At 54.7% G+C, this 22,891-nt stretch carries 21 protein-coding genes and 5 pseudogenes; 14 read left to right on the forward strand and 12 right to left on the reverse strand.

Translation table 11 applies throughout. The features are described 5' to 3' along the window. The 4 genes from BLT55_RS27755 (at window position 1) to BLT55_RS27775 (ending at window position 4,068) form a co-directional block, all read left to right on the forward strand. The gene (locus BLT55_RS27755) at window positions 1–1,230 is read left to right on the forward strand and encodes an IS91-like element ISPsy3 family transposase (RefSeq protein WP_074801702.1); all 1,230 of its coding nucleotides are present in this window, start codon (window positions 1–3) and stop codon (window positions 1,228–1,230) included. A gap of 279 nt (window positions 1,231–1,509) precedes the next feature. After that, a complete protein-coding gene (locus BLT55_RS27760; protein ID WP_057424767.1) occupies window positions 1,510–1,791 on the forward strand; it encodes a hypothetical protein in 282 nt (93 codons plus the stop codon). Then, complete coding sequence (locus BLT55_RS27765; RefSeq protein ID WP_074801624.1) at window positions 1,772–3,001, forward strand: IS91 family transposase; 1,230 nt, start codon at window positions 1,772–1,774, stop codon at window positions 2,999–3,001. The genes BLT55_RS27760 and BLT55_RS27765 overlap by 20 nt, the downstream gene beginning before the upstream one ends. A 434-nt stretch (window positions 3,002–3,435) precedes the next feature. After that, window positions 3,436–4,068 (forward strand): recombinase family protein, encoded by a 633-nt coding sequence (locus tag BLT55_RS27775; protein ID WP_074801626.1) that lies wholly within the window; start codon window positions 3,436–3,438, stop codon window positions 4,066–4,068. 75 nt (window positions 4,069–4,143) lie between these two features. Here the strand turns inward: BLT55_RS27775 and BLT55_RS27780 are convergent, their stop codons facing one another. The 4 genes from BLT55_RS27780 to BLT55_RS27795 are packed head-to-tail and all read right to left on the reverse strand — an operon-like array spanning window position 4,144 to window position 5,298. Continuing rightward, a complete protein-coding gene (locus BLT55_RS27780; RefSeq protein ID WP_054999814.1) occupies window positions 4,144–4,371 on the reverse strand; it encodes a hypothetical protein in 228 nt (75 codons plus the stop codon). A 2-nt stretch (window positions 4,372–4,373) separates the two neighbouring features. Continuing rightward, window positions 4,374–4,736 carry a hypothetical protein gene (locus tag BLT55_RS27785; RefSeq protein WP_054999813.1) on the reverse strand — a complete coding sequence of 121 codons (363 nt, stop codon included), beginning with the start codon at window positions 4,734–4,736 and terminating at the stop codon, window positions 4,374–4,376. Between the two features lie 30 nt (window positions 4,737–4,766). After that, entirely contained in the window at window positions 4,767–5,048 is a 282-nt protein-coding gene (locus BLT55_RS27790; RefSeq protein WP_005730324.1) for a type II toxin-antitoxin system YafQ family toxin, read from the reverse strand. Beyond that, window positions 5,035–5,298, reverse strand: coding sequence for a type II toxin-antitoxin system RelB/DinJ family antitoxin (locus BLT55_RS27795; RefSeq protein ID WP_005730323.1), 264 nt, complete (start codon window positions 5,296–5,298; stop codon window positions 5,035–5,037). The genes BLT55_RS27790 and BLT55_RS27795 overlap by 14 nt, the downstream gene beginning before the upstream one ends. Before the next feature lie 205 nt (window positions 5,299–5,503). Between BLT55_RS27795 and BLT55_RS27800 the strand changes: the two genes are divergently transcribed. From BLT55_RS27800 to BLT55_RS35025, 5 genes and pseudogenes are all read left to right on the forward strand, one after another. Beyond that, entirely contained in the window at window positions 5,504–5,956 is a 453-nt protein-coding gene (locus tag BLT55_RS27800) for a type III effector (protein ID WP_223283037.1), read from the forward strand. 422 nt (window positions 5,957–6,378) lie between these two features. After that, window positions 6,379–6,660, forward strand: a complete 282-nt coding sequence (locus tag BLT55_RS27805; protein WP_057424767.1) for a hypothetical protein — start codon at window positions 6,379–6,381, stop codon at window positions 6,658–6,660. Next, complete coding sequence (locus tag BLT55_RS27810; protein ID WP_074801624.1) at window positions 6,641–7,870, forward strand: IS91 family transposase; 1,230 nt, start codon at window positions 6,641–6,643, stop codon at window positions 7,868–7,870. The genes BLT55_RS27805 and BLT55_RS27810 overlap by 20 nt, the downstream gene beginning before the upstream one ends. Window positions 7,871–8,327: 457 nt before the next feature. Continuing rightward, window positions 8,328–8,474, forward strand: a pseudogene (locus tag BLT55_RS35020) (autoinducer binding domain-containing protein); the annotation flags it as partial. A gap of 54 nt (window positions 8,475–8,528) precedes the next feature. Then, a pseudogene (locus tag BLT55_RS35025) lies at window positions 8,529–9,092 on the forward strand (helix-turn-helix domain-containing protein); the annotation flags it as partial. A gap of 66 nt (window positions 9,093–9,158) precedes the next feature. Here BLT55_RS35025 and traI read toward each other — a convergent pair. Next, on the reverse strand, window positions 9,159–11,114 hold the full coding sequence (gene traI, locus BLT55_RS27835) for a TraI/MobA(P) family conjugative relaxase (protein WP_074801635.1): 1,956 nt from the start codon (window positions 11,112–11,114) through the stop codon (window positions 9,159–9,161). A gap of 10 nt (window positions 11,115–11,124) precedes the next feature. After that, entirely contained in the window at window positions 11,125–11,454 is a 330-nt protein-coding gene (mobA, locus tag BLT55_RS27840; protein ID WP_003344297.1) for a plasmid mobilization protein MobA, read from the reverse strand. Window positions 11,455–11,899: 445 nt separating this feature from the next. On the opposite strand from mobA, the gene BLT55_RS27850 reads away from it, so the two are divergent. After that, window positions 11,900–12,178 carry a hypothetical protein gene (locus tag BLT55_RS27850; RefSeq protein WP_054071655.1) on the forward strand — a complete coding sequence of 93 codons (279 nt, stop codon included), beginning with the start codon at window positions 11,900–11,902 and terminating at the stop codon, window positions 12,176–12,178. A gap of 318 nt (window positions 12,179–12,496) precedes the next feature. On the opposite strand, the gene BLT55_RS27860 is transcribed toward BLT55_RS27850, so the two are convergent. The 3 genes and pseudogenes from BLT55_RS27860 to BLT55_RS35030 form a co-directional block, all read right to left on the reverse strand. Next, window positions 12,497–13,333, reverse strand: a complete 837-nt coding sequence (locus tag BLT55_RS27860) for a DUF932 domain-containing protein (protein WP_010210211.1) — start codon at window positions 13,331–13,333, stop codon at window positions 12,497–12,499. Between the two features lie 46 nt (window positions 13,334–13,379). Further along, entirely contained in the window at window positions 13,380–13,757 is a 378-nt protein-coding gene (locus BLT55_RS27865) for a hypothetical protein (RefSeq protein WP_007247501.1), read from the reverse strand. Window positions 13,758–14,216: 459 nt separating this feature from the next. Beyond that, window positions 14,217–14,327 (reverse strand): annotated as a pseudogene (locus BLT55_RS35030) (TrfB-related DNA-binding protein); the annotation flags it as partial. A gap of 215 nt (window positions 14,328–14,542) precedes the next feature. On the opposite strand from BLT55_RS35030, the gene BLT55_RS27880 reads away from it, so the two are divergent. Both BLT55_RS27880 and BLT55_RS27885 read left to right on the forward strand, forming a co-directional pair. Further along, window positions 14,543–16,543: an S-type pyocin domain-containing protein gene (locus BLT55_RS27880; protein ID WP_074801638.1), complete on the forward strand. Its 2,001-nt coding sequence runs from the start codon at window positions 14,543–14,545 to the stop codon at window positions 16,541–16,543. Further along, complete coding sequence (locus BLT55_RS27885) at window positions 16,543–16,806, forward strand: bacteriocin immunity protein (protein WP_005759799.1); 264 nt, start codon at window positions 16,543–16,545, stop codon at window positions 16,804–16,806. The genes BLT55_RS27880 and BLT55_RS27885 overlap by 1 nt, the downstream gene beginning before the upstream one ends. Window positions 16,807–17,145: 339 nt before the next feature. On the opposite strand, the gene BLT55_RS27890 is transcribed toward BLT55_RS27885, so the two are convergent. Next, on the reverse strand, window positions 17,146–18,123 hold the full coding sequence (locus tag BLT55_RS27890; RefSeq protein ID WP_007247761.1) for an IS5 family transposase: 978 nt from the start codon (window positions 18,121–18,123) through the stop codon (window positions 17,146–17,148). Window positions 18,124–18,258: 135 nt separating this feature from the next. On the opposite strand from BLT55_RS27890, the gene BLT55_RS27895 reads away from it, so the two are divergent. Beyond that, complete coding sequence (locus BLT55_RS27895; RefSeq protein ID WP_223862862.1) at window positions 18,259–19,875, forward strand: glycoside hydrolase family 28 protein; 1,617 nt, start codon at window positions 18,259–18,261, stop codon at window positions 19,873–19,875. A 123-nt stretch (window positions 19,876–19,998) separates the two neighbouring features. On the opposite strand, the pseudogene BLT55_RS27900 reads toward BLT55_RS27895, so the two are convergent. Beyond that, window positions 19,999–20,243: pseudogene (locus BLT55_RS27900) on the reverse strand (addiction module antidote protein). 627 nt (window positions 20,244–20,870) lie between these two features. Here BLT55_RS27900 and BLT55_RS27905 point away from each other — a divergent pair. Continuing rightward, window positions 20,871–21,272 (forward strand): annotated as a pseudogene (locus BLT55_RS27905) (XopB/HopD1 family type III secretion system effector); the annotation flags it as partial. Between the two features lie 116 nt (window positions 21,273–21,388). Here BLT55_RS27905 and hopQ1-1 read toward each other — a convergent pair. Then, window positions 21,389–22,612 carry a type III secretion system effector HopQ1-1 gene (hopQ1-1, locus tag BLT55_RS27910; protein ID WP_044324945.1) on the reverse strand — a complete coding sequence of 408 codons (1,224 nt, stop codon included), beginning with the start codon at window positions 22,610–22,612 and terminating at the stop codon, window positions 21,389–21,391. Window positions 22,613–22,891 lie beyond the last annotated feature (279 nt).

Here is a 22,891-nt window from a genome sequence, read left to right on the forward strand (position 1 = left end):
ATGAAGCCTGCTTACCCACCGCCGCTGCTTCAGATGAGTCCAGCCTACACACCTCGACCGCTCAAAAACCTCTTCACCGCTAACCAGTGCTGGGCACACCTCATCGAGGAGGGCGGCTTGCGCGACATCGAAGTCGAGTCCGTCACCAAAATGCTGGCCTGCGGCACCTCGATCCTGGGCGTCAAACACTACACCTGCGGCAACGACAGCTGCCCGCACGTCAAATACCTCTGCAACACCTGCAGTTGCCGCGCCTGTCCATCCTGCGGCAAAAAGGCTACCGATCAGTGGATCGCCAATCAACAGCACCGCTTACCCGAGTGTACCTGGCAACACCTGGTGTTCACATTGCCTGACACCCTGTGGCCGCTGTTCTTTCATAACCGTCACTGGCTCGATGCCTTGTGCCGCCTGGCCGTCGACAACCTGCTCTATGCGGGCCGACGCCGGGGCGTGGAGGTGGGTGTTTTCTGCGCCATCCACACCTACGGCCGGCGACTTAACTGGCACCCACACATCCATGTCTCGGTCACCTTGGGTGGGATCGATGACGCAGGTGTCTGGAAAGATCTGTCGTTTCATCCATCAGCCTTGCGTCGGCGCTGGATGTGGAATGTACGCCAGTACCTGCTCAGTCAGTGGGAGCACACCACCGTCCCCCCTGAAAACGCTCATCTGCAGAGCGAAAATGACTGGCGTCACCTTGTGCTCAACGCCGGTGGTCAGCACTGGCACATCCACTTGTCGAAGAAGACGAAAAACGGCAAAAAGACCGTCAATTACCTGGGCCGCTACCTGAAAAAACCGCCCATCTCGGGCAGCCGATTGGCCCATTACACCAACAGCGCAACCTTGAGTTTTACCTACCTGGATCACCGCACCAAGACCTATCAGCAGGAAACGCTGAGCCAGACCGACATGCTGCGCCGGGTGGTGCAGCACATCCCGGAGAAGCACTTTCGGATGATCCGGTATTTTGGATTTCTGGCCAACCGCGTCTGTGGCCGACAGCTACCCCGGGTGTATGAGGCGCTACGCATGGAAAGGCGTGGCAAAGCGCAAAAACTGTATTTTGCGCAGATGAGCAAAGCGTTCTTGCATCGGGATCCGTTCAGCTGCGTGCTGTGCGGAGCACGGATGGTTTATACCGCAGCCATCGCCGGCCTGACCGTGCAGGGCTTGATCAACAACGCTCAAAGCATCGCGCAATTGAGGTACGTGCCGGCCTGATACGGGAGAGGTGCGTCCAAAATCTGGAAAAGGTACAGAAAAGTCGCTTTCAATCCATTTTTCGGCGTGGGTGATGGGTGAAAAAAGCTTTTTGCCGACATCGACGCCACGTTGGCATCACGCCGAGGCGAGGGGACCTTTTTCGGCGGATTACCTTGTATAGGAATTATTGAAATTCCTATACATGAACTGGGCAGCCTGCGGCTGCAAATTGTGGGATTTTGAAATCGGTTATCATAGCCGAAATCGAGTCGATCCCTCCTCAGCACAGGCTTACACATGGCGTCAGAGACCAAAAAACGTAAACGGGCGAGCCGGGCAAAAGCCAAGGCAAAGCAGACCCGTCTCCAACGCGCCGGGCATACCACCTTCGTTCCCGATACCGACTTTTTCTTCGATATCGATCCTTTGGGTGATGTCGATCTTTGTAGTTGCTGCCAGACAACGTATCTGAACGACATGTTTCCCGACGCTTCTTGCGTAAGCGTTTCGATGAGAGAAGGGCCAGGCGGATTCGCCATCACCGCCGTCATTCACCACGATGAGGAGCCGCCCTGCTGACGTGGCCTCTGCACCGCCTGCTTACAAACCTCGACCGCTCAAAAACCTCTTCACGGCCAACGGCTGCTGGGCAGATTTGCTGGAGGCCGGCGGTCTGCGCCAAATCGAAGTGGAGTCGATCAGCAAAATGCTCGCCTGCGGCACCTCGATACTGGGCGTCAAACACTACACCTGCGGCAACGACAGCTGCCCGCACGTCAAATACCTGTGCAACACCTGCCATTGCCGGGCCTGTCCTTCCTGCGGCAAAAAGGCCACCGACCAGTGGATCGCCGTGCAAAACAACCGTCTGCCCGACTGCCCCTGGCAGCATCTGGTGTTCACGCTGCCCGACACGCTGTGGTCCCTGTTCTTCTACAACCGCTGGCTGCTTGATGCGCTGTTTCGTCTGGCGGCCGATAACCTGATCTACACCGCCAAGCGGCGCGGTTTGCGCGTCGGGATTTTCGGGGCGCTGCACACCTATGGACGGCGGCTCAACTGGCATCCCCACGTCCACCTGTCGGTGACCGCGGGCGGCCTGGATGAGCAGGGCGTCTGGAAAAATCTGTCGTTCCACAAAGAGGCCCTGCGGCGGCGCTGGATGTGGCTGGTGCGCGATTACCTGCTGGGACAGCCGCTTTCGCAACTGACGATGCCGCCGCCGCTGGCCCACATCCACTGTGAAAGCGACTGGCACCGTCTGATACTGACCGCTGGCGGCCAGCACTGGCACATCCACTTGTCGAAGAAGACGGAAAACGGCCGAAAGACCGTCAATTACCTGGGCCGCTACCTGAAAAAACCGCCGATCTCGGGCAGTCGTCTGGCGCATTACACCAACGGGGCCACGTTGAGCTTCACCTACCTGGATCACCGCACACAGACCTATCAGCAGGAAACGCTGAGCCAGGCCGACATGCTGCGCCGGGTGGTGCAGCACATCCCGGAAAAGCATTTCCGGATGATCCGGTATTTTGGTTTTCTGGCCAATCGGGTGTGTGGGAAATACCTGCCGAAGGTGTATGAAGCATTGAAGATGGCGACGCCAGGACCGACACCGAAGCTGTATTTTGTGCAGATGGCCAAAGCCTTTCTAAACGTCGATCCGTTCCGTTGCGTGCTGTGTGGCGCGCGGATGGTATACACGGCGGCAATCAGCGGGCTGACGGTACAGGGACTGGTCCTCAACGCTCAGGCGATCGCGCAGATGAGGTACGTGAAGCCCTGACAGGGGGAAGGTGCGTCCGCACCTAGGCTTCGCGGTGAAATAACCTGCATTAACGCTGATTTATAGGGATTTTCACTGCATAAGTAACGCATCAGCGTCTTCCTACACATCGCTATGAAGGCATGACGCCTCCTTCCAAGCGTCAGCTTGATGCATAGGCATTTTGAAATTCCTATGCATGGACATGGTAGGCCTATATGGGCCTAAAATCAAGATAATTATTAATTAACAATTAGCATTTATTAAAAATAAAGACTATTCAGCTTTGGGATTTAGGAACAACGGAACAGAAACCAACGTAATACCGGCCTCAAACGTTCGTATGGCTCAATAGGGTGGTTCTTTTCAAGTGGTTTTATAGGCTTGCGCTTGTACCAATTGCGCCATAGCTGACAAGCAATGGCTCAATTGGGTATACCAAAATGGGCCATATAATGACGACTCTCAATGTTGCGCGGGTGTACCTGCGTGTCAGTACCGAAGACCAGGACTTGCAGCGCCAAGAAGCGATCATTGGCAATGCGCGAGCATCGGGCTACTACGTGGCTGCGGTCTATCGCGAAAAAGCATCGGGCGCTCGATCCGACCGTCCCGAGCTGTTGCGCATGATCGAGGACCTGCAACCAGGTGAAGTCGTCATCGCTGAGAAGATCGACCGAATCAGCCGTCTTCCCTTGGTCGAAGCAGAAAGGCTTGTGGACGCGATCAAGGCTAAGGGCGCACGCTTGGCGGTGCCCGGCATCGTCGATTTATCGGAATTGGCCGAGGCATCCGGTGGCGTCGCCAAGGTGGTGTTGCAAGGCGTACAAGACATGCTGTTGCGTGTGGCACTGCAAATAGCGCGTGACGACTTCGAAGACCGTCGAGAGCGACAGCGGCAAGGCATCGACTTGGCCAAGAGCGCTGGTCTATATAGAGGACGCAAGCCGAATGCTAAAGTGCATGAACAGATCATTGCCCTTAAAGGCGGCGGGTGTAGCATTGCAGAGACTGCGCGGCTGGCGGGCGTCAGTGTCAGCCAGGTGAAGCGTGTATGGGCACATCACCTGGCTAAACCGGGGGCCTAAGCCGGACCACCGAAAATTCCGTCAACCTAGTTAACCAACTGTTTCCTGGAGAAGATGCCAGAGGCAGAGTACGATTCACTCCTCAGACCAGCGGGATGCACGTCCGCCGAGGCGTCGCGCTAATCGCTGGATATCGTCGATACCGGCAGAGCGCAATGAAGGTTGGCGTTTACTGACTGCTAAGGCGGCATCGCAAGCGGTATTCCATGCTTTTCCACGCTGGTAACGCAATGCGCGCAGCGCTTCGATCAGCAACTCCCGCTCGTCATCGCTTAAACCTTCGACCGACGGCAGCTTGGCCATGATCAGGACTCACTCACGTCGCCATCTTCATAGGACAGGCTTTCCGGATACAGCGCTGTTAACTTAGAGAGTGTTTCCTGCACCTGTTCCAGCGAGGTCATCAGGCCGAGCACCTGATCTTCCAGATCGATGGCGAACTCAAACAGTCCGGCTACTTGGCTGCGCGATCCGTCGTTGAACACTGCCATCGCCAGTTGATGCAGTAGCAACAGGTCAGTACGCAGTTGCGGCGGCCCACCACCCTCTCTGTCGTTCAAGTCTTCGCGCAGCACGTCTACGGCATCGACTGCACGCAGCAGCGCGGTGGTATCGAAATTCTCGGGAACGAGTTCGTCCCATTCTTCATCGGTGCTGCTGATTAGCATGCTAGTCCTTGTTCTGGGCAGGACTGGTGCTTACAAGCCAAGCTCGCTATGCGATCCGAGACGTACGAGTTGCAACACGGCGTCATCTGGCTTGCGATAAATCAACACCAGGTCGGGCTTGATGTGGCAGTCCCGGTGATCTTTCCAGTCACCGGTGAGCGCGTGATCGCGGTGCTTATCGGCCAGTACCTGGTCGTTCGCCAGGGCTGTGACGACAGCAACAAAATCGCTCGCCAGTGTTTGGCGGTGCGGACCTTTGGCTTCGCGCTTGTAGTCGCGCTTGAACCTACTGGTTTGTTCAATCGTTCGCATTCAGGTCCGCCATCAAGTCCTCGACGGTAGCGAACGATTTCAAACCGCCACGGCGCGCTTCCTTCATTGCCTCAATCGTGGTGGTGTTCGGTACCAACGGCTCGAAGGGCAAGGCTTTCTCCCGGGCAACTCGGGTCAACATTATACGGAAGGCGTCGGATACGGTTAGTCCCATCGCTGCGAGCACGACGGTGGCCTCTTCCTTTATATGCTCGTCAATGCGGGCACGAACAACTGCGTTTGCAGACATGATTTGATCCTCTAAATTGGTGGGCCACATTGTAGCTCAGTGGTGACATTTTCCAACAGAATTTTCGGAGATTCCGGCGTACAACTCCATTTTGACGCGCCCACGGAACCTAATCCGGCCCAAAGACCACTCAAAATTCGTCGCAAATCACTTAAACTGACGAGGTTTTATTCAAATGGGAAACATATGTGTCGGCGGATCAAGCATGGCCCATCAGGTAAACTCTCCAGATAGAGTTAGTAACAGTGCTGGGGAAGATAATCAGACAACATCCCTTGATTTACGCAACCTCAGACTCAGGCTGGCAGAGTCGACCGACTTGCCTCCGAATGAGCATGCATTTCTGGGGCATGGGGGATCCGAAAGCCTGCGGACTCAATACAACAATCTTCGTCGGCAGACAGAACGAAACCTTGATGCGGCTGATATAGAACACAGGCACATGACGGGAATGTCGAGACACAGTTCGGGTACGCCGCTTAGTGAGCTTGTTAACACTCTGGAAAGCAATATAGCAGCTTGGGGTCAAATGCGTGGCAACCTACAGCGCGAAATGGGCGTGTCTGATGATAGTCCAGCCCCGGAGCAATTTCATTTAGTTGAAACCCCTAGTGGGCCATCGTCATCGCTAGCGGTTCCTCGCCCTTTCAGGGAGTAGTCTTGTTCATGCATAGGTGTAGCGGCTTGCAATCGAAAACAGCCGTGCTCGCAATCAGCGCAATTTTCGGCTCAGACTAACTGCGACTGACGAAGCCGTCTGGCTCAGATTAATTGCGAGCGAGCTTGCATTCAGCCACATCGACTTGCATTCCATCGTTTCCGGCTCACATTAGCTGCAACTGAACCAGCACCGGTTAGGGAAGGTCTGAAAAAGCCTTTTCTTCAAAAGTCGAAGCCAGTAAATACAGGCGCTCCAGCCCGGTTCCTCTCCAAAAAAATGGGCTTTTTCAGAGGATACTTAGCACGTCCAACAAACGAGTTTTTTTTGAACTGGGCAGCCTGCGGCTGCAAATTGTGGGATTTTGAAATCGGTTATCATAGCCGAAATCGAGTCGATCCCTCCTCAGCACAGGCTTACACATGGCGTCAGAGACCAAAAAACGTAAACGGGCGAGCCGGGCAAAAGCCAAGGCAAAGCAGACCCGTCTCCAACGCGCCGGGCATACCACCTTCGTTCCCGATACCGACTTTTTCTTCGATATCGATCCTTTGGGTGATGTCGATCTTTGTAGTTGCTGCCAGACAACGTATCTGAACGACATGTTTCCCGACGCTTCTTGCGTAAGCGTTTCGATGAGAGAAGGGCCAGGCGGATTCGCCATCACCGCCGTCATTCACCACGATGAGGAGCCGCCCTGCTGACGTGGCCTCTGCACCGCCTGCTTACAAACCTCGACCGCTCAAAAACCTCTTCACGGCCAACGGCTGCTGGGCAGATTTGCTGGAGGCCGGCGGTCTGCGCCAAATCGAAGTGGAGTCGATCAGCAAAATGCTCGCCTGCGGCACCTCGATACTGGGCGTCAAACACTACACCTGCGGCAACGACAGCTGCCCGCACGTCAAATACCTGTGCAACACCTGCCATTGCCGGGCCTGTCCTTCCTGCGGCAAAAAGGCCACCGACCAGTGGATCGCCGTGCAAAACAACCGTCTGCCCGACTGCCCCTGGCAGCATCTGGTGTTCACGCTGCCCGACACGCTGTGGTCCCTGTTCTTCTACAACCGCTGGCTGCTTGATGCGCTGTTTCGTCTGGCGGCCGATAACCTGATCTACACCGCCAAGCGGCGCGGTTTGCGCGTCGGGATTTTCGGGGCGCTGCACACCTATGGACGGCGGCTCAACTGGCATCCCCACGTCCACCTGTCGGTGACCGCGGGCGGCCTGGATGAGCAGGGCGTCTGGAAAAATCTGTCGTTCCACAAAGAGGCCCTGCGGCGGCGCTGGATGTGGCTGGTGCGCGATTACCTGCTGGGACAGCCGCTTTCGCAACTGACGATGCCGCCGCCGCTGGCCCACATCCACTGTGAAAGCGACTGGCACCGTCTGATACTGACCGCTGGCGGCCAGCACTGGCACATCCACTTGTCGAAGAAGACGGAAAACGGCCGAAAGACCGTCAATTACCTGGGCCGCTACCTGAAAAAACCGCCGATCTCGGGCAGTCGTCTGGCGCATTACACCAACGGGGCCACGTTGAGCTTCACCTACCTGGATCACCGCACACAGACCTATCAGCAGGAAACGCTGAGCCAGGCCGACATGCTGCGCCGGGTGGTGCAGCACATCCCGGAAAAGCATTTCCGGATGATCCGGTATTTTGGTTTTCTGGCCAATCGGGTGTGTGGGAAATACCTGCCGAAGGTGTATGAAGCATTGAAGATGGCGACGCCAGGACCGACACCGAAGCTGTATTTTGTGCAGATGGCCAAAGCCTTTCTAAACGTCGATCCGTTCCGTTGCGTGCTGTGTGGCGCGCGGATGGTATACACGGCGGCAATCAGCGGGCTGACGGTACAGGGACTGGTCCTCAACGCTCAGGCGATCGCGCAGATGAGGTACGTGAAGCCCTGACAGGGGGAAGGTGCGTCCGCACCTAGGCTTCGCGGTGAAATAACCTGCATTAACGCTGATTTATAGGGATTTTCACTGCATAAGTAACGCATCAGCGTCTTCCTACACATCGCTATGAAGGCATGACGCCTCCTTCCAAGCGTCAGCTTGATGCATAGGCATTTTGAAATTCCTATGCATGAACGTACTGTATCAAAAATTAAAAACCGCCCTATTGAGACGCAAAAAGCGTCTCGGCCATACGTCTCACAAGGGTGTGCTCAAATGAGACATAAGCGGCGAGCGATCACTCGCAAATAATTCCGGTTCATGACAATCGATTGCAGGTCGAACCAGATGAACGCAGGTTCATTCGCAAATAATCCCGGTTTGCTGGCTCGGATAGATGCAATCAATCCTGGTCGAAAAACGCGATGATTGCAGGTCCGGGCCATTTCGATTGCAGGCCGCTACACCTATGTTCTGGGCCCAGCAAGGCCGACGCGCCCGCGGGCGCACCCGGCACTTCTGGCAACGCCGAGAAGAACACGGGCTCTGCCATGGCTTGAGCATTCCATTGCGCTACGAACGCCTGCGCGGCACGTTAAGCGTCGCATTCGACGGCACCGGTGTTCACGAGGATGACGGTTTCGCTCACCCGGCTGCGGCTCTGCTGTTCATGCTCGTGCCTTACCTGGTTTCCGGCCTGGGCCGGCGTTGGCAGACGGACAACCCGTGCAACGACGATCTGACCCCTCGCGAGCTGGAATGCCTGTATTGGGCGAGCGCTGGAAAAACGTCCTGGGAGATCAGCCACATCCTCACTCGCTCCGAGCGCACGGTTGACTTCCACCTGCTCAACGCCCGGCGCAAACTCGGCTCGGTCAGCCGCCAGCAGGCGGTTGGTAGCGCCGCTGCACGAGGGCTGCTAGCAGCGCAGGCCTGCCACTTCGATCACCCGTTGGAAAACAATTCGGTCGATTCCGGTGCACGGCATCAAACGGGCCGGATATAAAGCAACGAAGGCAAGACCCCGGCCCTCGGCGATCACCAAGCCAAGCAGCTGCTCGAGGCGCCGAATACCGACACCGTTAAAGGACTGCGCGACCGGGTGATTCTGGTCGTGCTGCTATACCACGGCCTGCAGGAACGACGCGGCATCAAGCACTTACGGGTCCACGGCAAAGGCAGCAAGATCCGCTTGTTGCACCTGCATCCCGTGGCCGCCGAACATATTAGCGCAGCACGTAGCCATTATCACTGCTAAAACGCTGCGCAAATAATGACCTGCGCTAAGGAGACTCGGGTTTCAACCGCCAAATGGTCTTGGAGGCTGGTAACCATCATCGGGGGCGTCATCCACCTGGTCATGCCGGGCTGGTGAATGGGGACTCACCTCCGGCTCATCGTATCCGTAATACTGACGGTGATCCTTCTCGATCACGTCATAGCGCGCCATCTGGTCTGGATCGGTCACCTGGAACACATACTGACTTCCGCGATGGTTGAGGCCACATCCCGCATCAAGCACCTGGTCAACGAACTGGTCATCACCAATGATTCTCACAGCGTCACCGCTTTTCGTGGATACCAGGTTGGCTGCCAGCCGATAGTTATCCAAATCATCGTCATCATTGAACCCTGGTTTAACGCGGACGAAATCGCCACGGTCGATCACACCCACCCTGCCATCGCGCAGATATTCGAGAGTGCCATCACGATGCAGATGCGAGGTGTAAGTCCGCAGGTGATAGACAGTAGAGTCATCTGCCTGACCGCATTGGATCAGACGATCAAAACCACCGTCTGGAGTGCGCCCCTTACGCTTTTCTCGATATACAAAACCACGCAGTTGACTGACAGCCGCAACGTCTCCTCTAAGAGCTTGCTGCTCGACCCAGGGACGATATGCAAGCGGACGAAGCAAGCCATTTTCGGCAAGCGCTTGCCGCTCGTCACGAAGCTCGATGCGCAACTCAGCCATGGCTTTCATCCGGTCGAACTCGGCAACTCGATACAGCAACTTGCGAAGCAATGGATCGTGCTGAGAGCGTTTGACGTCCGCCTTCATTGCCTGGTAGCGAGCAGCCACTTGCTGGTATCGATCCTTGACATGAAGATCAGGTTTTTCCCATCCGTCACGATAGCGTTTGTAGCGCATTTTTAAGTCCAGCCGAGCCTCAGCTCTCGCCTGCCGGCGATCGAAACGCACGTCTTTATCTCGGAGTTCAAATGCAGGCTGGTAAGTGGAAAAAATACCATAGCTCCATTCTTCATGTTCGAAGTTGGGAGGTCCTTCAAACGGACCTATGTGGGCTTCCAATCGAAACTTGGTCAGCGTCGGATGAACCGAAGAAGCCTTGACCACAGGACCCTCGGGACGCAAGAAATCATAGATCACCAAACCTTCGCCTTGCTCCCTCAATCCCAAGCCAAGTTCATGCAGGGCCAGATGGATTTGACGCCAGGTAATCTCACGCGATTCGATGAGCTCAGATATTTTTTCGCGCACCTCACGCACGGCGTAGTGATAGAGACTCTCGGTGTTGGAATAGACCTGCAATGGCACAGTCCCTTGCGGAGCACTGCCATACCGAAAAGGAGCACGGACCAATTGGTCGTTGACACCCCACTGCCAACTCCCATTGTCCTGAATGAATCCGTATTTGCGTTCGAGGACCCGGCAGCTTTTCTGCAACGTGTCAGCATCATTCCACAAGGCGGCGGCTTTGTAGGTAATAGGATTGACTCGGTTCACGGCTACATGACAGTGCGTATTGTCGGTGTCCTGGTGAATAGCGGTGACGTACTGATGTCCTTCCATGCCCAGCTGACGAATGCAGTGTTCGGCGCATTCGAATATCTGCGCATCTGTAGGCAGTTCGTTTTCGCGCCACGACAAGATGAAGTGATAGACCGGGTCCTGGCAGCGACGACTCTGGGCGGCAACCATGTTCATTTCCGCCGCTGATGTCTCCCAGGAGAAGCAGTTTGTCTCGCAAGAAATGCCTCCACTGATCAAGCGCTGACGGCCATCGGGGAACACGTCAGTGATTACGACAGCACGGTTGTCACCATCATTCCGATCCGCATAATCGACAAGCCGATCGAACATCGCTTTCTTGGTGCGCGAAGCATTCTGGCGAGGTGCAGCGCTTATTAGATCATCATCTTTGGGCTTGTCATCACGGTCGCTGATGTAGCTCACCAGCCGGTTGAAGCTGGAGCCCTTATCGCCGCGTTTCGGGGGGATGATGACGTTCATGGCTGATTGGCTACTTGATGCGAGTCTGGGACAGATCGATGGCATTGACGGCATTTCGGATGGCGACCAACACGTCAGAGAATTGCTTGCTCAGATCAGTTGTCATGCTGTCCTGCATCTGGTTGAACAAATGCTTTTGCAAGCCACCGAGCTGTAGTAACGCGGCCATTAGCTTCTTGTCAGTCGGTGTCTTGATTTTGCGATTCAGCGCAGCACGACGCATCAGATCTGAAACAGATATCTCGGCAGCCAGCGCTTTTTCGCGAATCAAGGCCGCATCCTCTTCAGTGCAACGAATTTCGATCCTCACCGTTGCTTGACGCGCTGTGCTTTTCGACATGCTCTGACTCAACCTTAACTAACTGAATAACGCTGTCGGGGTGTCGGGGCGGAGCCCTGATCCGGGTTTTGTCGGATGGACCGCGTGCGGGCCGTCCGTACAAAACATTTCCGGTCATATCTTATGATCTTGATTTAGCCTTTAGGCTACCATTTTGGCTCAATGCCGCCTAGGGCCAAAGCAGAGAAGCGGCTGCGGTGGTGGCCGGTTGGGGTTTTCGATGCGTTCAGACGATCCTCACAGCTCATACGGGCGGCCATGCTTTGACCGGCAGGAAAAGGCCCGTAGAGCGTTGGCTCGTCTAATTGTCCCACCACAATCTGCCTGAGCATGCAAAACCACACTGTCATCGATTGACCGCTTCCTGATATCCTCGACGACTAACGGGCGCCCTGCCCTATGATCGGGTGCTGGGTTATCGATCAACATCATTCGGAATCGCGCAATGGCGAAGCAAAAGACGTTTACCCAAAAAGAGTTGGAAGCCGCACGCCAGAAACTCGCTGAGCTTCCAGACCTGAGCCAGGACAAGCTGAGCCAGGCGGAAGTGCTTCAATCACTGAAAGCGGAAATAGTTAAGCTATGCGCAGCGAAAGGCTACACAGTCATCGAGGTCAAGCAAGCGCTTGCTGACGTGGGCTTGAATGTGACTGCCAAGGAAATTACTGAATTGACGTCTTCTCGCAAACGCGCTGCCCCTCGCGTTAAAGCGCAGACAGCTTAACGTCCGCTCACGTTAAAATATCAGCAAAAAAAGCCCCACATCGTGGGGCTTCTTTTCTGCAATTTTCGTCAGCTAATGCACTGCTAGGTCGATTTGTTTCGATTCGCCTTTGCTGTTTGTTACAACGAACGTACAAGCCGTATCGGGCTCTCCTGCTGCAATCCGTTCTTGAAAATATCGCTCCGCTACTTCCTGGGCGGCTGCCTTGTGGTCGCCGGGGTTTTCGCTGTACATGGTCCAGGTTACGATATACGGGCACATGGTGTTCTCCTCCGTTAGGGTGTGGTGTGCCCGGACAGATCATGTCCGGGCTTGAGATTAGGCGGCGAGCTGACGGCTTTGCAGAGCCTGTGCGAGCACCCACAGTGCGCGATTCAATTTCACATCCTGATCAATGCCATTAACTGCCCTCGTTGTCGTGCGTCGGCCTTGCTTGTTGCGCCCGGTCAAACCGCCTTTGATGGTGTTTTCCTGGACTCGATTGAAGGTGGTCCAAAGGTCGCTGCTACGGTCCTCCCGACGGCGTGGCATGAGCAACTGGGACGGGGTAACAGGCGCAGGTCCTTCTGCCGGATCGTAGCGATACGCCAAGGCAGCCAATGCAAAGGCCTCTTGCTCGTCCTGGTCTAATTGTTGATGCTTCATGTCAGCGGTTATGTGGTCGATCTGTTCGAAATGCTTCAACACTTCGAAGGCGCCTTTGATCACGTCATTTACCACATCACCACGGCCGCTATGGCGCACTTTCTGGTCAGCGGCAACGTCCCCCAGTACCAGTCCGTTTGCACACACGAAACGGAATTTGCCTCCAATCATCTGATAGCTGCTGCTGCCATCGTGGCTGTTGAGCAGGATGATTTCGTTGGCTTCCTGGTCCAGGATCTGGCTCGCATGGCGCAAGCGCAGCATGTGCTTGGTGTGCTCACGTTTGCCCTGGTCACGCACGCGTGTCTGACAGGCCATGAATGGTTCAAATCCTTCGGCGCGCAGCGCATCAAGTACCTGCACTGTCGGGATATACAGATAACGTGCCGACCTGCTGTCGTGCGCTTCTTCGGCGAAGATGGAAGGCACATAGTGGGCGATCTGATCGTTGCTCAGTGGGACGTCACTGCGGATCATGCATGGGTTACGGAAGTTGCTGGACATACGCATATTTTTTCTCCTGGTGTAGCGCCCGGCCTGACGGGCGCAAGCGGGGTTAAGCGGCGAAAAGGTCGCCCTGGCGGTCGGCGTAGCTGCACCAGCGGGCAAACGATTCATTGCCGCACCAGGTCTGAATTTTTTCCACGAAACCTTCACGACGCGCTGTGGTGATTAGCTCGGCGATCACCTCGGCCGAGTCACCCATTTCAAAGCAGTTGTCGAACTGGCGTTCGCCCAGGCCTTCGAAACCGTTGTCCCAAAGTTCATACCGGACTACGGCGTCTACCAGGTCATGCTTAAACGTCAGCACCAGGAACTCGACGCGGGCATTGAACTTGTGTACCTGGCGACTCAGTTTCAGCAGCTTTTTGCAGATCTCGACCTGACCGCTTGTGAAGCGCTTCATCAGCTGTTGCTTTGCTTGCCTGTTCATTTCGTCTCACCTCTGTGCTGGCTTAGCTGAGTGCCTTTCGCCGATGCGCTTAGGTCGATCGGGCGCATAGGTGCGTGACAAGGGCGCGATGCGAGGCCGCAGCTAAGGGAGCGAAGCGAGTCTGAACGGGGGAGTGTCGCGGGCGCAGCCGAACCCTTGTCAGGTGCCGCGCTCGATCTACCGTCAAGCGCACGGCGAAAGGTGCGCAGCAAAGCCTGCAGGTGATACGGGAAGTACAGGCAGCGACGGCAAGCGGAGCGCGCAGGCCGAGAGGCCGGAGGCGTTAGAGCCGGCTTGCCGGCGAGGATTGAAGCCCGAAGGGGCGAGACGGGCCGGCTTCATGGCCTGGCTCGATGCGCAGCACGAAAGCCCGGCCCTGAGCGCAGCGAAGGGAACGCACGTCAGAGGTTGTCAACGATCGAGCTGCACCGAGGCCCAAACAGCCAGGGCACTCCTCTCCTATTGCGATTGAGCAGATCTGAGTGATTGAGCTAATGCCAGAACATCACCTGCAGCTGAAGGGGGCAGCCAGGCTTCGACATTGACCCAATCAGCCGGGACACCCTCTAGTAGCAGCACGAGCAGGCCCAACGTATTGACGATCAAACTCCGTTTACGCCACTTCACTTTTTTGCCTGCGCCGTCTTCAGATATGCGAAGCCTATAGATCTCTGAGTTGACGATCGTCATTTTTACTGTATATATATACAGCTATCTCATGCCTCGATACCATCAGTTCTGAGAGTGAGATTTTGCAAGGTGACCCACAAATTAAGGAGAAAGACATGTCACAGAACGAGATTACACTGCCCCCTATCATCGTTACGCCTGATCCACCACTGCCTCAGCCTCCAGGTCCTATTCCAGGAGGTGGTGTGATTGCCAAGCCGCTGCCATGGGACGGTAAAGTGCCTGCAGACGCTGAAATTGATAAGTTCTTTAGTCAGCAAGGAATTAAAGGTGAGCAGTACACGATTTCTGTGGTGGCAACGGTAGCCACTACTCAACGAAACATTGAGCAAGCCTTTACGACCTATTTGCCGCAATTACCGGCAGACATTGACGCAGAAATTGCTGCTGCAGTCGGGCCCAATCCTTTATCCGCACTTGAAAAGGCCAAAACTGAAAAAAGTGTGGTGGATAACCTGATCACGCAGAACACTGCAGAACTGGCAAATGCCAACGCAGCAGCCAGCGCTTTTTTTGGCAGAAATGTGTTGGCAGTAGAAATTAAAAAAAGCGCAGTAGATTTTGTAAATATCTTTCAATCAAGACAAGATCGTGGCACCCCGCTCGAGGTTTTCAAAAGTTGGGAAGCGTCAGCTACCGCCGCCTATGCTGCGAAAATTATTGAGGAGAAGATCCGAATACTCACGGAAAAGTCAGCTGCACTTTTACAGACCGTGGCTACGGCGCAGGCTGAAGAGGATGCTCGCATTGCTGCAGAGGCAGAAGCTAAACGCTTGGCTGATGAGGCAGCGGCTGCAGAGGCCAAACGCTTGGCTGATGAGGCAGCGGCTGCAGAGGCCAAACGCTTGGCTGATGAAGCAGCGGCTGCAGAAGCCAAACGCTTGGCTGATGAAGCAGCGGCTGCGGAAGCCAAACGCTTAGCTGATGAAGCAGCAGCTGCGGAAGCCAAACGCATTGCCGAAGAGCAGGCTCGTATTGCTGCAGAGGCTGTTCGGACAGCTAATACATTCCGTGCGCCTGGCCCGCTTTCGGCTACCGCTCCCGTTATCATGACGGCTGCGGGAACGATTGCCGTTATCGAAGCGGCGACAGTTACCTTGCAAGCAGCTATCCGCTCCGCTGTTGCCGCGCTAACTAATTTAGCCGCTGGTACGGCTTCGGGGCTTTTGGTCGGCGTGTCAGCTTTGGTCTATTCACCCAAACTGGCTAACGGAGAGTTACCTGAGCGTTATGCTTTCAACACACCATTGTCGGATCTGACGCCTGAGCTTGGTAAAGACTTGCCAGCGATTGCGGCATCTGGTGGTACTGTTGATTTGCCATTTCGACTTAGCTCTAAAACAGCAGCAGATGGGCAGTCTGAAGTTTTTGTTGTCAAGACCGATGCTTTGACAGCATCGTCGAAAGTAAGAGTGGTATCAGCTGTTCTTGATGTAGAGCAGAACACCTATAGCGTGACGACGGGAGATGTACCACCCAGGATATTGACTTGGACACCGATTGTCAGTCCTGGGAATAGCTCAACAACATCGCCTGCTGAACAGCCAGCTCCACCCGTGTATACGGGGGCTGCAGTAACGCCCGTTGAAGGGAGGATAGATGCATTCCCGGCTGTTTCAGAAGCCAGTTTTGATGATTTCATTACGGTTTTTCCGGCAGACTCTGGTTTACCACCCATCTATACGATGTTCCGGGATCGGCGAGAAGATCCGGGCGTTGCAACAGGTGTCGGTCAACCTGTATCGGGGATCTGGCTAGGGGCTGCATCGCAAGGTGAAGGGGCTCCCATTCCATCGCAGATTGCTGATCAGCTTCGCGGCAAGGAGTTCAAGAACTTCAGAGACTTTCGGGAGAACTTCTGGAAAACTGTAGTCAATGATCCAGAGCTTGCCAAGCAATTTATTACCCCAAATAGAGATCGCATGATCACTGGTAAAGCTGCTAAGTCTAGAAAAACTGATACAGTGGGTAAACGTTCATCTTTTGAGATTCATCACATTGATGAGGTGGCAAAAAATGGAGATGTTTATAATGTTGACAATATGCGAGTATTGACGCCTAAGCGTCATATAGAAATCCATAAAGGAGTAAAATAATGGACCTTAAAAATAGTATTGCAGAATACACAGAGTCTGAGTTTTTGGAGTTCATGAAGGAAATATTTAAAGAGAACGTCGCCAAGACAGATGACCAACTAGACATACTCTTGGCGCATTTCGAAAAAATTACCGAGCATCCTGAAGGCACTGACCTTATTTATTATGCTTCTTCAGATGCAGATAGCACGCCTGAGAAAATTATTAATAAGGTAAAAGAGTGGCGATCCGCCAACGGTAAGCCAGGCTTCAAAACAGCTTAGGGAGGCGCTGATTTATTCGATTTTTCGTCCCTGCAACGCTCTGGAGGCCTTGATTTATCTGGGGGCAACAGCTGGGTTTTAGAATAAATCAGCGTCTCCTTAGCTTAAGTAAGTGCTGATTTATTTATTGCTCCCTATAAATCAAGGCGTGAGGCTTGACGGAGTGAAAACGGAATAAATCCGCGGTTCCTTAAGGAGACGCTGAACAATTAACCCGTTCGCACCGTCCCCATTTCCAAGCCGGTTTTTTTCAACCTGCCGGCCTTATTTTACGTTTCTCGAGCAGATTTCTGCCCTCATTTTGCTGAAAGGCGGGCCAGTCCCGCCTTTCAGACGGATTTATCCTGCCGTCTGTTGTAAATACCGCTTGGCCAGCATCAGATTGGCCAACCCAAACAAACTGAACAACTGCGCTGTATTCTTTTCCAGCCCACGGTAGCGAACCTTGCGATGATTGAAGCGCACCTTGATTACCTGGAAGGGGTGCTCGACCTTGGCACGCAGTTGCGCCTTGGCATATTCAATTTTGCGCTTGACCCGATACAGCACGCTGCCTTCGCCGTGCTGCTTGTAACTGCTTGGCCGTTCTGCAATCGACCAGATAACGTCCCGTTCAGCATGCTCCGGTCGCTTGGCCGCACCGGTGTATCCAGCGTCACCCGAAACATAGGTTTCGTCACCGTGAAGCAACTGGCCAACCTGGGTGACATCCGCCACGTTAGCGGCCGTCCCTACTACGCTGTGCACCAGCCCCGACGTGGCGTCTACACCAATGTGGGCCTTCATCCCAAAGTGCCATTGATTGCCTTTCCTGGCCTGATGCATCTCAGGATCACGCTTGCCTTCTCGGTTCTTGACCGAGGGCGGCGCGGCGATCAGAGTAGCGTCGACGATAGTGCCTTCCTTGAGCAGCAGCCCCCGGCTGGCCAGATGCTGGTTAATCGTTTCAAACAGCAGCCGGGTTAGCTGATGGACTTCCAGCAAGCGGCGAAAACGCAGCAAGGTGGTGGCATCCGGTGCAGACTCGCGACCCAGGTCGATACCCATAAAACCGCGGATGGCCTGGCTGTCGTAGACGGCATCTTCGCAACCTTCATCGGAGAAACCGAAACACTGCTGCACGACGTACATGCGCAACATGCGCGACACCCCTATCGCAGGGCGTCCGCGCTTGCCTGCGGTGTTGCTATAAAACGGCGCCACTTGCGCCTCCAGCAGGGCCCAGGGCACCAACTGTTCAAGGTCAGCCAGGAAGCGATCTCGGCGAGTCTGCTTTTTCTTGCCGGTATATTCGAGTTCGGAGAAGGTCTTCTGCACGCGCGTAACGCTCACGGAGAGGGAGGCTGTTGAAGGAACATAGTGTGCCAAGGGTGGGGACAGTTGGCTATTTTTGCAGCGCCTCCATAAGTGTCGGTGGCGCTCATTGGTCAAAAAATAGGTAGGAAAGCTTTCATGAACATGCAATCTTTCATTACGGCGGGGCAAAAATACGGTGCCCGCACGTTTCGGCACGTATTCTGGATAGCCACTTCCGTGGGTATTTCGCTTACTGTCACTTTACCCACGCAGGCGGCCAGCGACGCTGCAGTAGTCACGTCCTGGGGCAGGGTAAGCGAGCCATCCAGCCCGCCAGTTTGCAAGCAGATACAGGCCACACTAACGCCCAGGAACGGCTCACTGGACAGTGTCGACAGTGCGGCGCTCGACTCCCGACCTGACCAGGACAGAATCCAGAGTGCAATCGACGGTTGTGCCGCCGGACAAGCCGTCCAGCTTGTCAAGGGCACAGGTGACAACTCAGCGTTCCTCAGCGGTCCTCTGCAACTGAAGTCCGGCGTTACGCTGTGGGTCGACGAGGGCGTTACGCTTTTCGCGTCACGCAACCCCAAAGACTATGACAACGGCAAGGGCACCTGCGGAGTGACCACGGTCGCCAATCAGGACGCCTGCAGCTCGCTGATTTCTGCAAAAAACACCCGCGCCAGCGGCGTGATAGGAAAAGGCGTGATTGATGGTCGCGGCGGGAGTCTGCTTACCTCAGGGGCAAATGCCAATCTGCGTAGCTGGTGGGACCTTGTTTACCAGAAGACCTTGTCCAATGCTTACCAGCAAAAACCGCGCCTGATTCAGGTCAGTGGGGGGACAGACTTTGTCATCCAGGGGCTAACGCTGCAAAACGCGCCGGCCTTCAACATTGTGACTGACGGCGTGACAGGGGTGACTGTCTGGGGGATCAAGATTTTGAATCCCAGCCGCGTCTATACGGTTGAGGGTTATCACTGCCCGACCGGTTCGACGCCCGACCAGAAGACACCGGGCACCTGCTTTACCCCGGAAACCGTGAAGAACACCGATGGCTTCGACCCCGGCCAATCAAACAAGGTACTGCTGGCCTACTCCTATATCAGTACAGGCGATGACAACGTAGCGATAAAGTCCAGCCGCCTCCCCGGCAGCCGGGACCTGATGTTCGCGCACAATCACTTCTACTATGGGCACGGCTTGTCCATCGGCAGTGAAACCAACGGCGGCGTACACAATGTCAGCGTTGTGGATCTGGCAGCAGATGGCGCAGACAGCCAAGACGGCATTGGACTGAGAATAAAGTCAGGAGCCAAGAGCGGAGGAGCCGTAGACAGCGTCAGCTACGCGAACATATGCATGCGCAACGTCAAATTCCCGCTGGTGTTCGACACTCACTATGGCAGCGCCAGCGGAACCTCGTACCCTGACTTCAGCGGTATCACTGTCAAAGGCTTCCACTACTTGGGCAGCCCGAGATTCGGTGGCGGCAAAACGACGTTTGGCGGCTACAACGACAACGGCCAGAAACGCCCGATTTCCATCACGCTGGATAACGTTGTCTTTGACGGAACCCAACCCAGCTTCACCGGACTCACCTCGACCCACTTCATATTGGGGCCTGGACCGGTCAGTTTCGCCAACAAACTGGTGCCTTCGATAAAGGATGACATCACGGTGACCGGAAGTCCTGGTAACGGAACACCGGTCGATTGCACGGCAGCGTTCGTACCGATGAAATCCGTGGTGCCTGAGGCTCCGTTCTAGGGGGCCGGAGAGCAATGGAACAGCCAACCGACTTAAGGAGCCGCAGGACTCTCCTGCGCTCACGGTATTTAATTGCACTTTCTGTTCCATTGCACCCCTGACCCCAAAAATGGGGTTTGGGGATCAGTGCATTCGAGCTGTCATGTCCACGCCCAAGGCTCTCATTACCGTCAACATGGTTTTTAAGGTTGGATTGACCGGTAAAGCTGCTCTCGAGACAGACCTGTCTCACGCGCAAGCTCGGTCATCCCTTTGGCCCTTGCGACAACCCCCATAGCCTTCACGATGTACTCCGCATCCCCCGTCTCAAAGGCGTCAGAGATAAAAATCGCGATTGCTTCAATGCATAGGAATTTCAAAATGCCTATGTGTAGCGGCCTGCAATCGAAATGGCCCGGACCTGCAATCATCGCGTTTTTCGACCAGGATTGATTGCATCTATCCGAGCCAGCAAACCGGGATTATTTGCGAATGAACCTGCGTTCATCTGGTTCGACCTGCAATCGATTGTCATGAACCGGAATTATTTGCGAGTGATCGCTCGCCGCTTATGTCTCATTTGAGCACACCCTTGTGAGACGTATGGCCGAGACGCTTTTTGCGTCTCAATAGGGCGGTTTTTAATTTTTGATACAGTACGTTCACAAATTCTAGAGTCTAAAGAGACAAACTTGACGATGGCACCTTACGGAGGTAAGAGGTTGGAGCTTCCAACAGCAGCGCTACCGGGCTACCGGACTGAATCGTGTGATCGCAGTACAGGGTGCGGAGCAATGAAACAGAAAGTGCACTAAGCCGAGTGCATCCGCGTAAACCCCGCTAAAATCATCGGTTTTCAGTCGCATTTAATCCTGGTCGGCCGCTCTCGATTGCAGGTCGAAGTGGGTGGATGCAGGTTCGTTTGCAGTCAATGCTGGTTCGCGGTGCCGGATAGACGCAATTAATCCCGGTCGAAAAACGCGATGATTGCAGGTCCGGGCCATTTCGATTGCAGGTCGTTACAGGTACTGCGTATTTTCCGTAGCGCCGTCTTCAATCCAATCGAAGCCATCGCTCTGAACGCGTTGGCGCTTGGCGGGCGTGTCAACGTTCCCGGGCTATTTGATTCCGACAATGCCAAGCATGCACGCGTGGTACAAACCATCCTTGCGCGGGCCAGCCAGCACATGGAAGCTGGAGACCGTGACATTTCCGCAGAGGAGCTACATCAAATGCTGGCTCCCCGGAGCGAGTTCCTGCGCCATGTGGGATCTGCGATTGTCAACGGCATGAATGCCAGCTTTGAGGCAATTCCCGCCCTGGTTCGGAAGCTTGGATACGGTGAGGCTCCATTGGCCGAACGTATTCCGTATCAAGACCTGGCTGTGCCCGACACGTCGCGGCAGCCCGCACCCTGAATCAATAGTCGACGCGATCTACTGGACTTCACGAGCAGCCGTCAGGCGGGTAGCATGGTTTTTCATCGTGCTACCCTCGCCATCGCGGATGGTCCCACATTTGTCGGCACTACGGGTCAATCTGGGGCTACCGTCGACTGGGCAAGCGCAGATTTGGCTAAAGCGGACATCAATAACCTTGCTTTCTCTGGATGCGTCACATCATCTGGACCTACTTGCTCTACAACACCAAATCCTTCTGTGTGTATAGCTTTTGGTTTAAATAGCAGTTTTGCCGCCCCTGGCACTGAGGCCAGTAATGTCAGAGGATCATACAGGTTTAGCTTCGTCACCTTAGGCCAGATATCTTCAAACGAACTCTCTTTATTTTTATCCAGTTGTGCTGCTTCAATCTGTGCATTCGGCATGAACGTCCGAAAGAACCATGAGTCATCCAACCCGGGAAGCAATCCAGCTTGAATACCTTCCCAGAGGCCTTTCAACGCACTCTTCTGAACGTCTCTCAGGTAGTGGCCTACTGGATGTCCGCTCCCCGCTATCCCTTCGTAAAATGAAGGCGAAACCGCCGTTTTATAGGCCGCCTCCTTTGTCACTATACGAAGTGGAATGCCAAGCTCCTGCGCTTTCCGATAAAGACTGCGCGCAGCATCCATGTCGGTCGCATTGTTGTAAGCGCGTGCATCAGGCTGTACAAAACCATCTGCGTCCTTTAAAGGCTCGACGCCGCCCATGATGGTGATGTCATCAACCCGTTCGCGCACCATATCCGGGCAGGTAGTGATGAGAGCATTGATATCACTCATGCCTGCAATTACGACAATACCGACTCCATGTGGCGCACGGGCCAAGCGCCTGCTCATGTCCTGCAAGCTGTCACGGTGTATTTCACCAGGTCCAGCCCTTAAAGCATGACCTTCCAGTAAAAATTTGGCATGTTCCTTCGACTGAAGCGAATTCATCGCGTAATCCCGACCACGCGACACATGCACGTCATGCAACCCAAGCTTGTTGAACACGCCTTTGGCCATCTCGGCACGTTGAGAGCGAACTTCAGCATCACCCAGTGTTGCCACTACGTCCGTGATGTGCACAAAGCCCTCAGCCTGCAATTGCTTGCCCAAGGTGTAGGTCACGACATCATCCGGGTCCTTGTTAGGATCAGTGAAAAACCACGTATCCTTAGGTAACCGGGGCTTGTGTAATCTCAGTTCATTGATGGCCATGTTTTCGTCTGAGGTCAGATGAGAGTTACAGGCTCCCACTTGTGCAAGCATCGTGCGCTGTGCCGCAGTCAATAAAGCTGGCGCACTTTTCGACCGCTCCAAAACTGGGCTGCTCATGCTTGCTTGCTGAGAAAGTGCTGATTGCACGCTACTTTCCGATGGGGTACGTGATATTTGTTTTAACTGATCTAGGATGAGACGTGAGGTGGTATGGCCTGCGGTGATAGGACGATGCATTGAGTCGACCTCCTGGATAGATGAACCTGCTGTGTGGCAAGCAACGCCGTTTCGGTTTCATCACCAGGGTCAAGTGCAGCTCGCTCCGGGTTAGAACTGGGCAGCCTGCGGCTGCAAATTGTGGGATTTTGAAATCGGTTATCATAGCCGAAATCGAGT

The organism is Pseudomonas cannabina (assembly GCF_900100365.1).
In the GTDB taxonomy this organism is placed as follows: Bacteria; Pseudomonadota; Gammaproteobacteria; order Pseudomonadales; family Pseudomonadaceae; genus Aquipseudomonas; species Aquipseudomonas cannabina.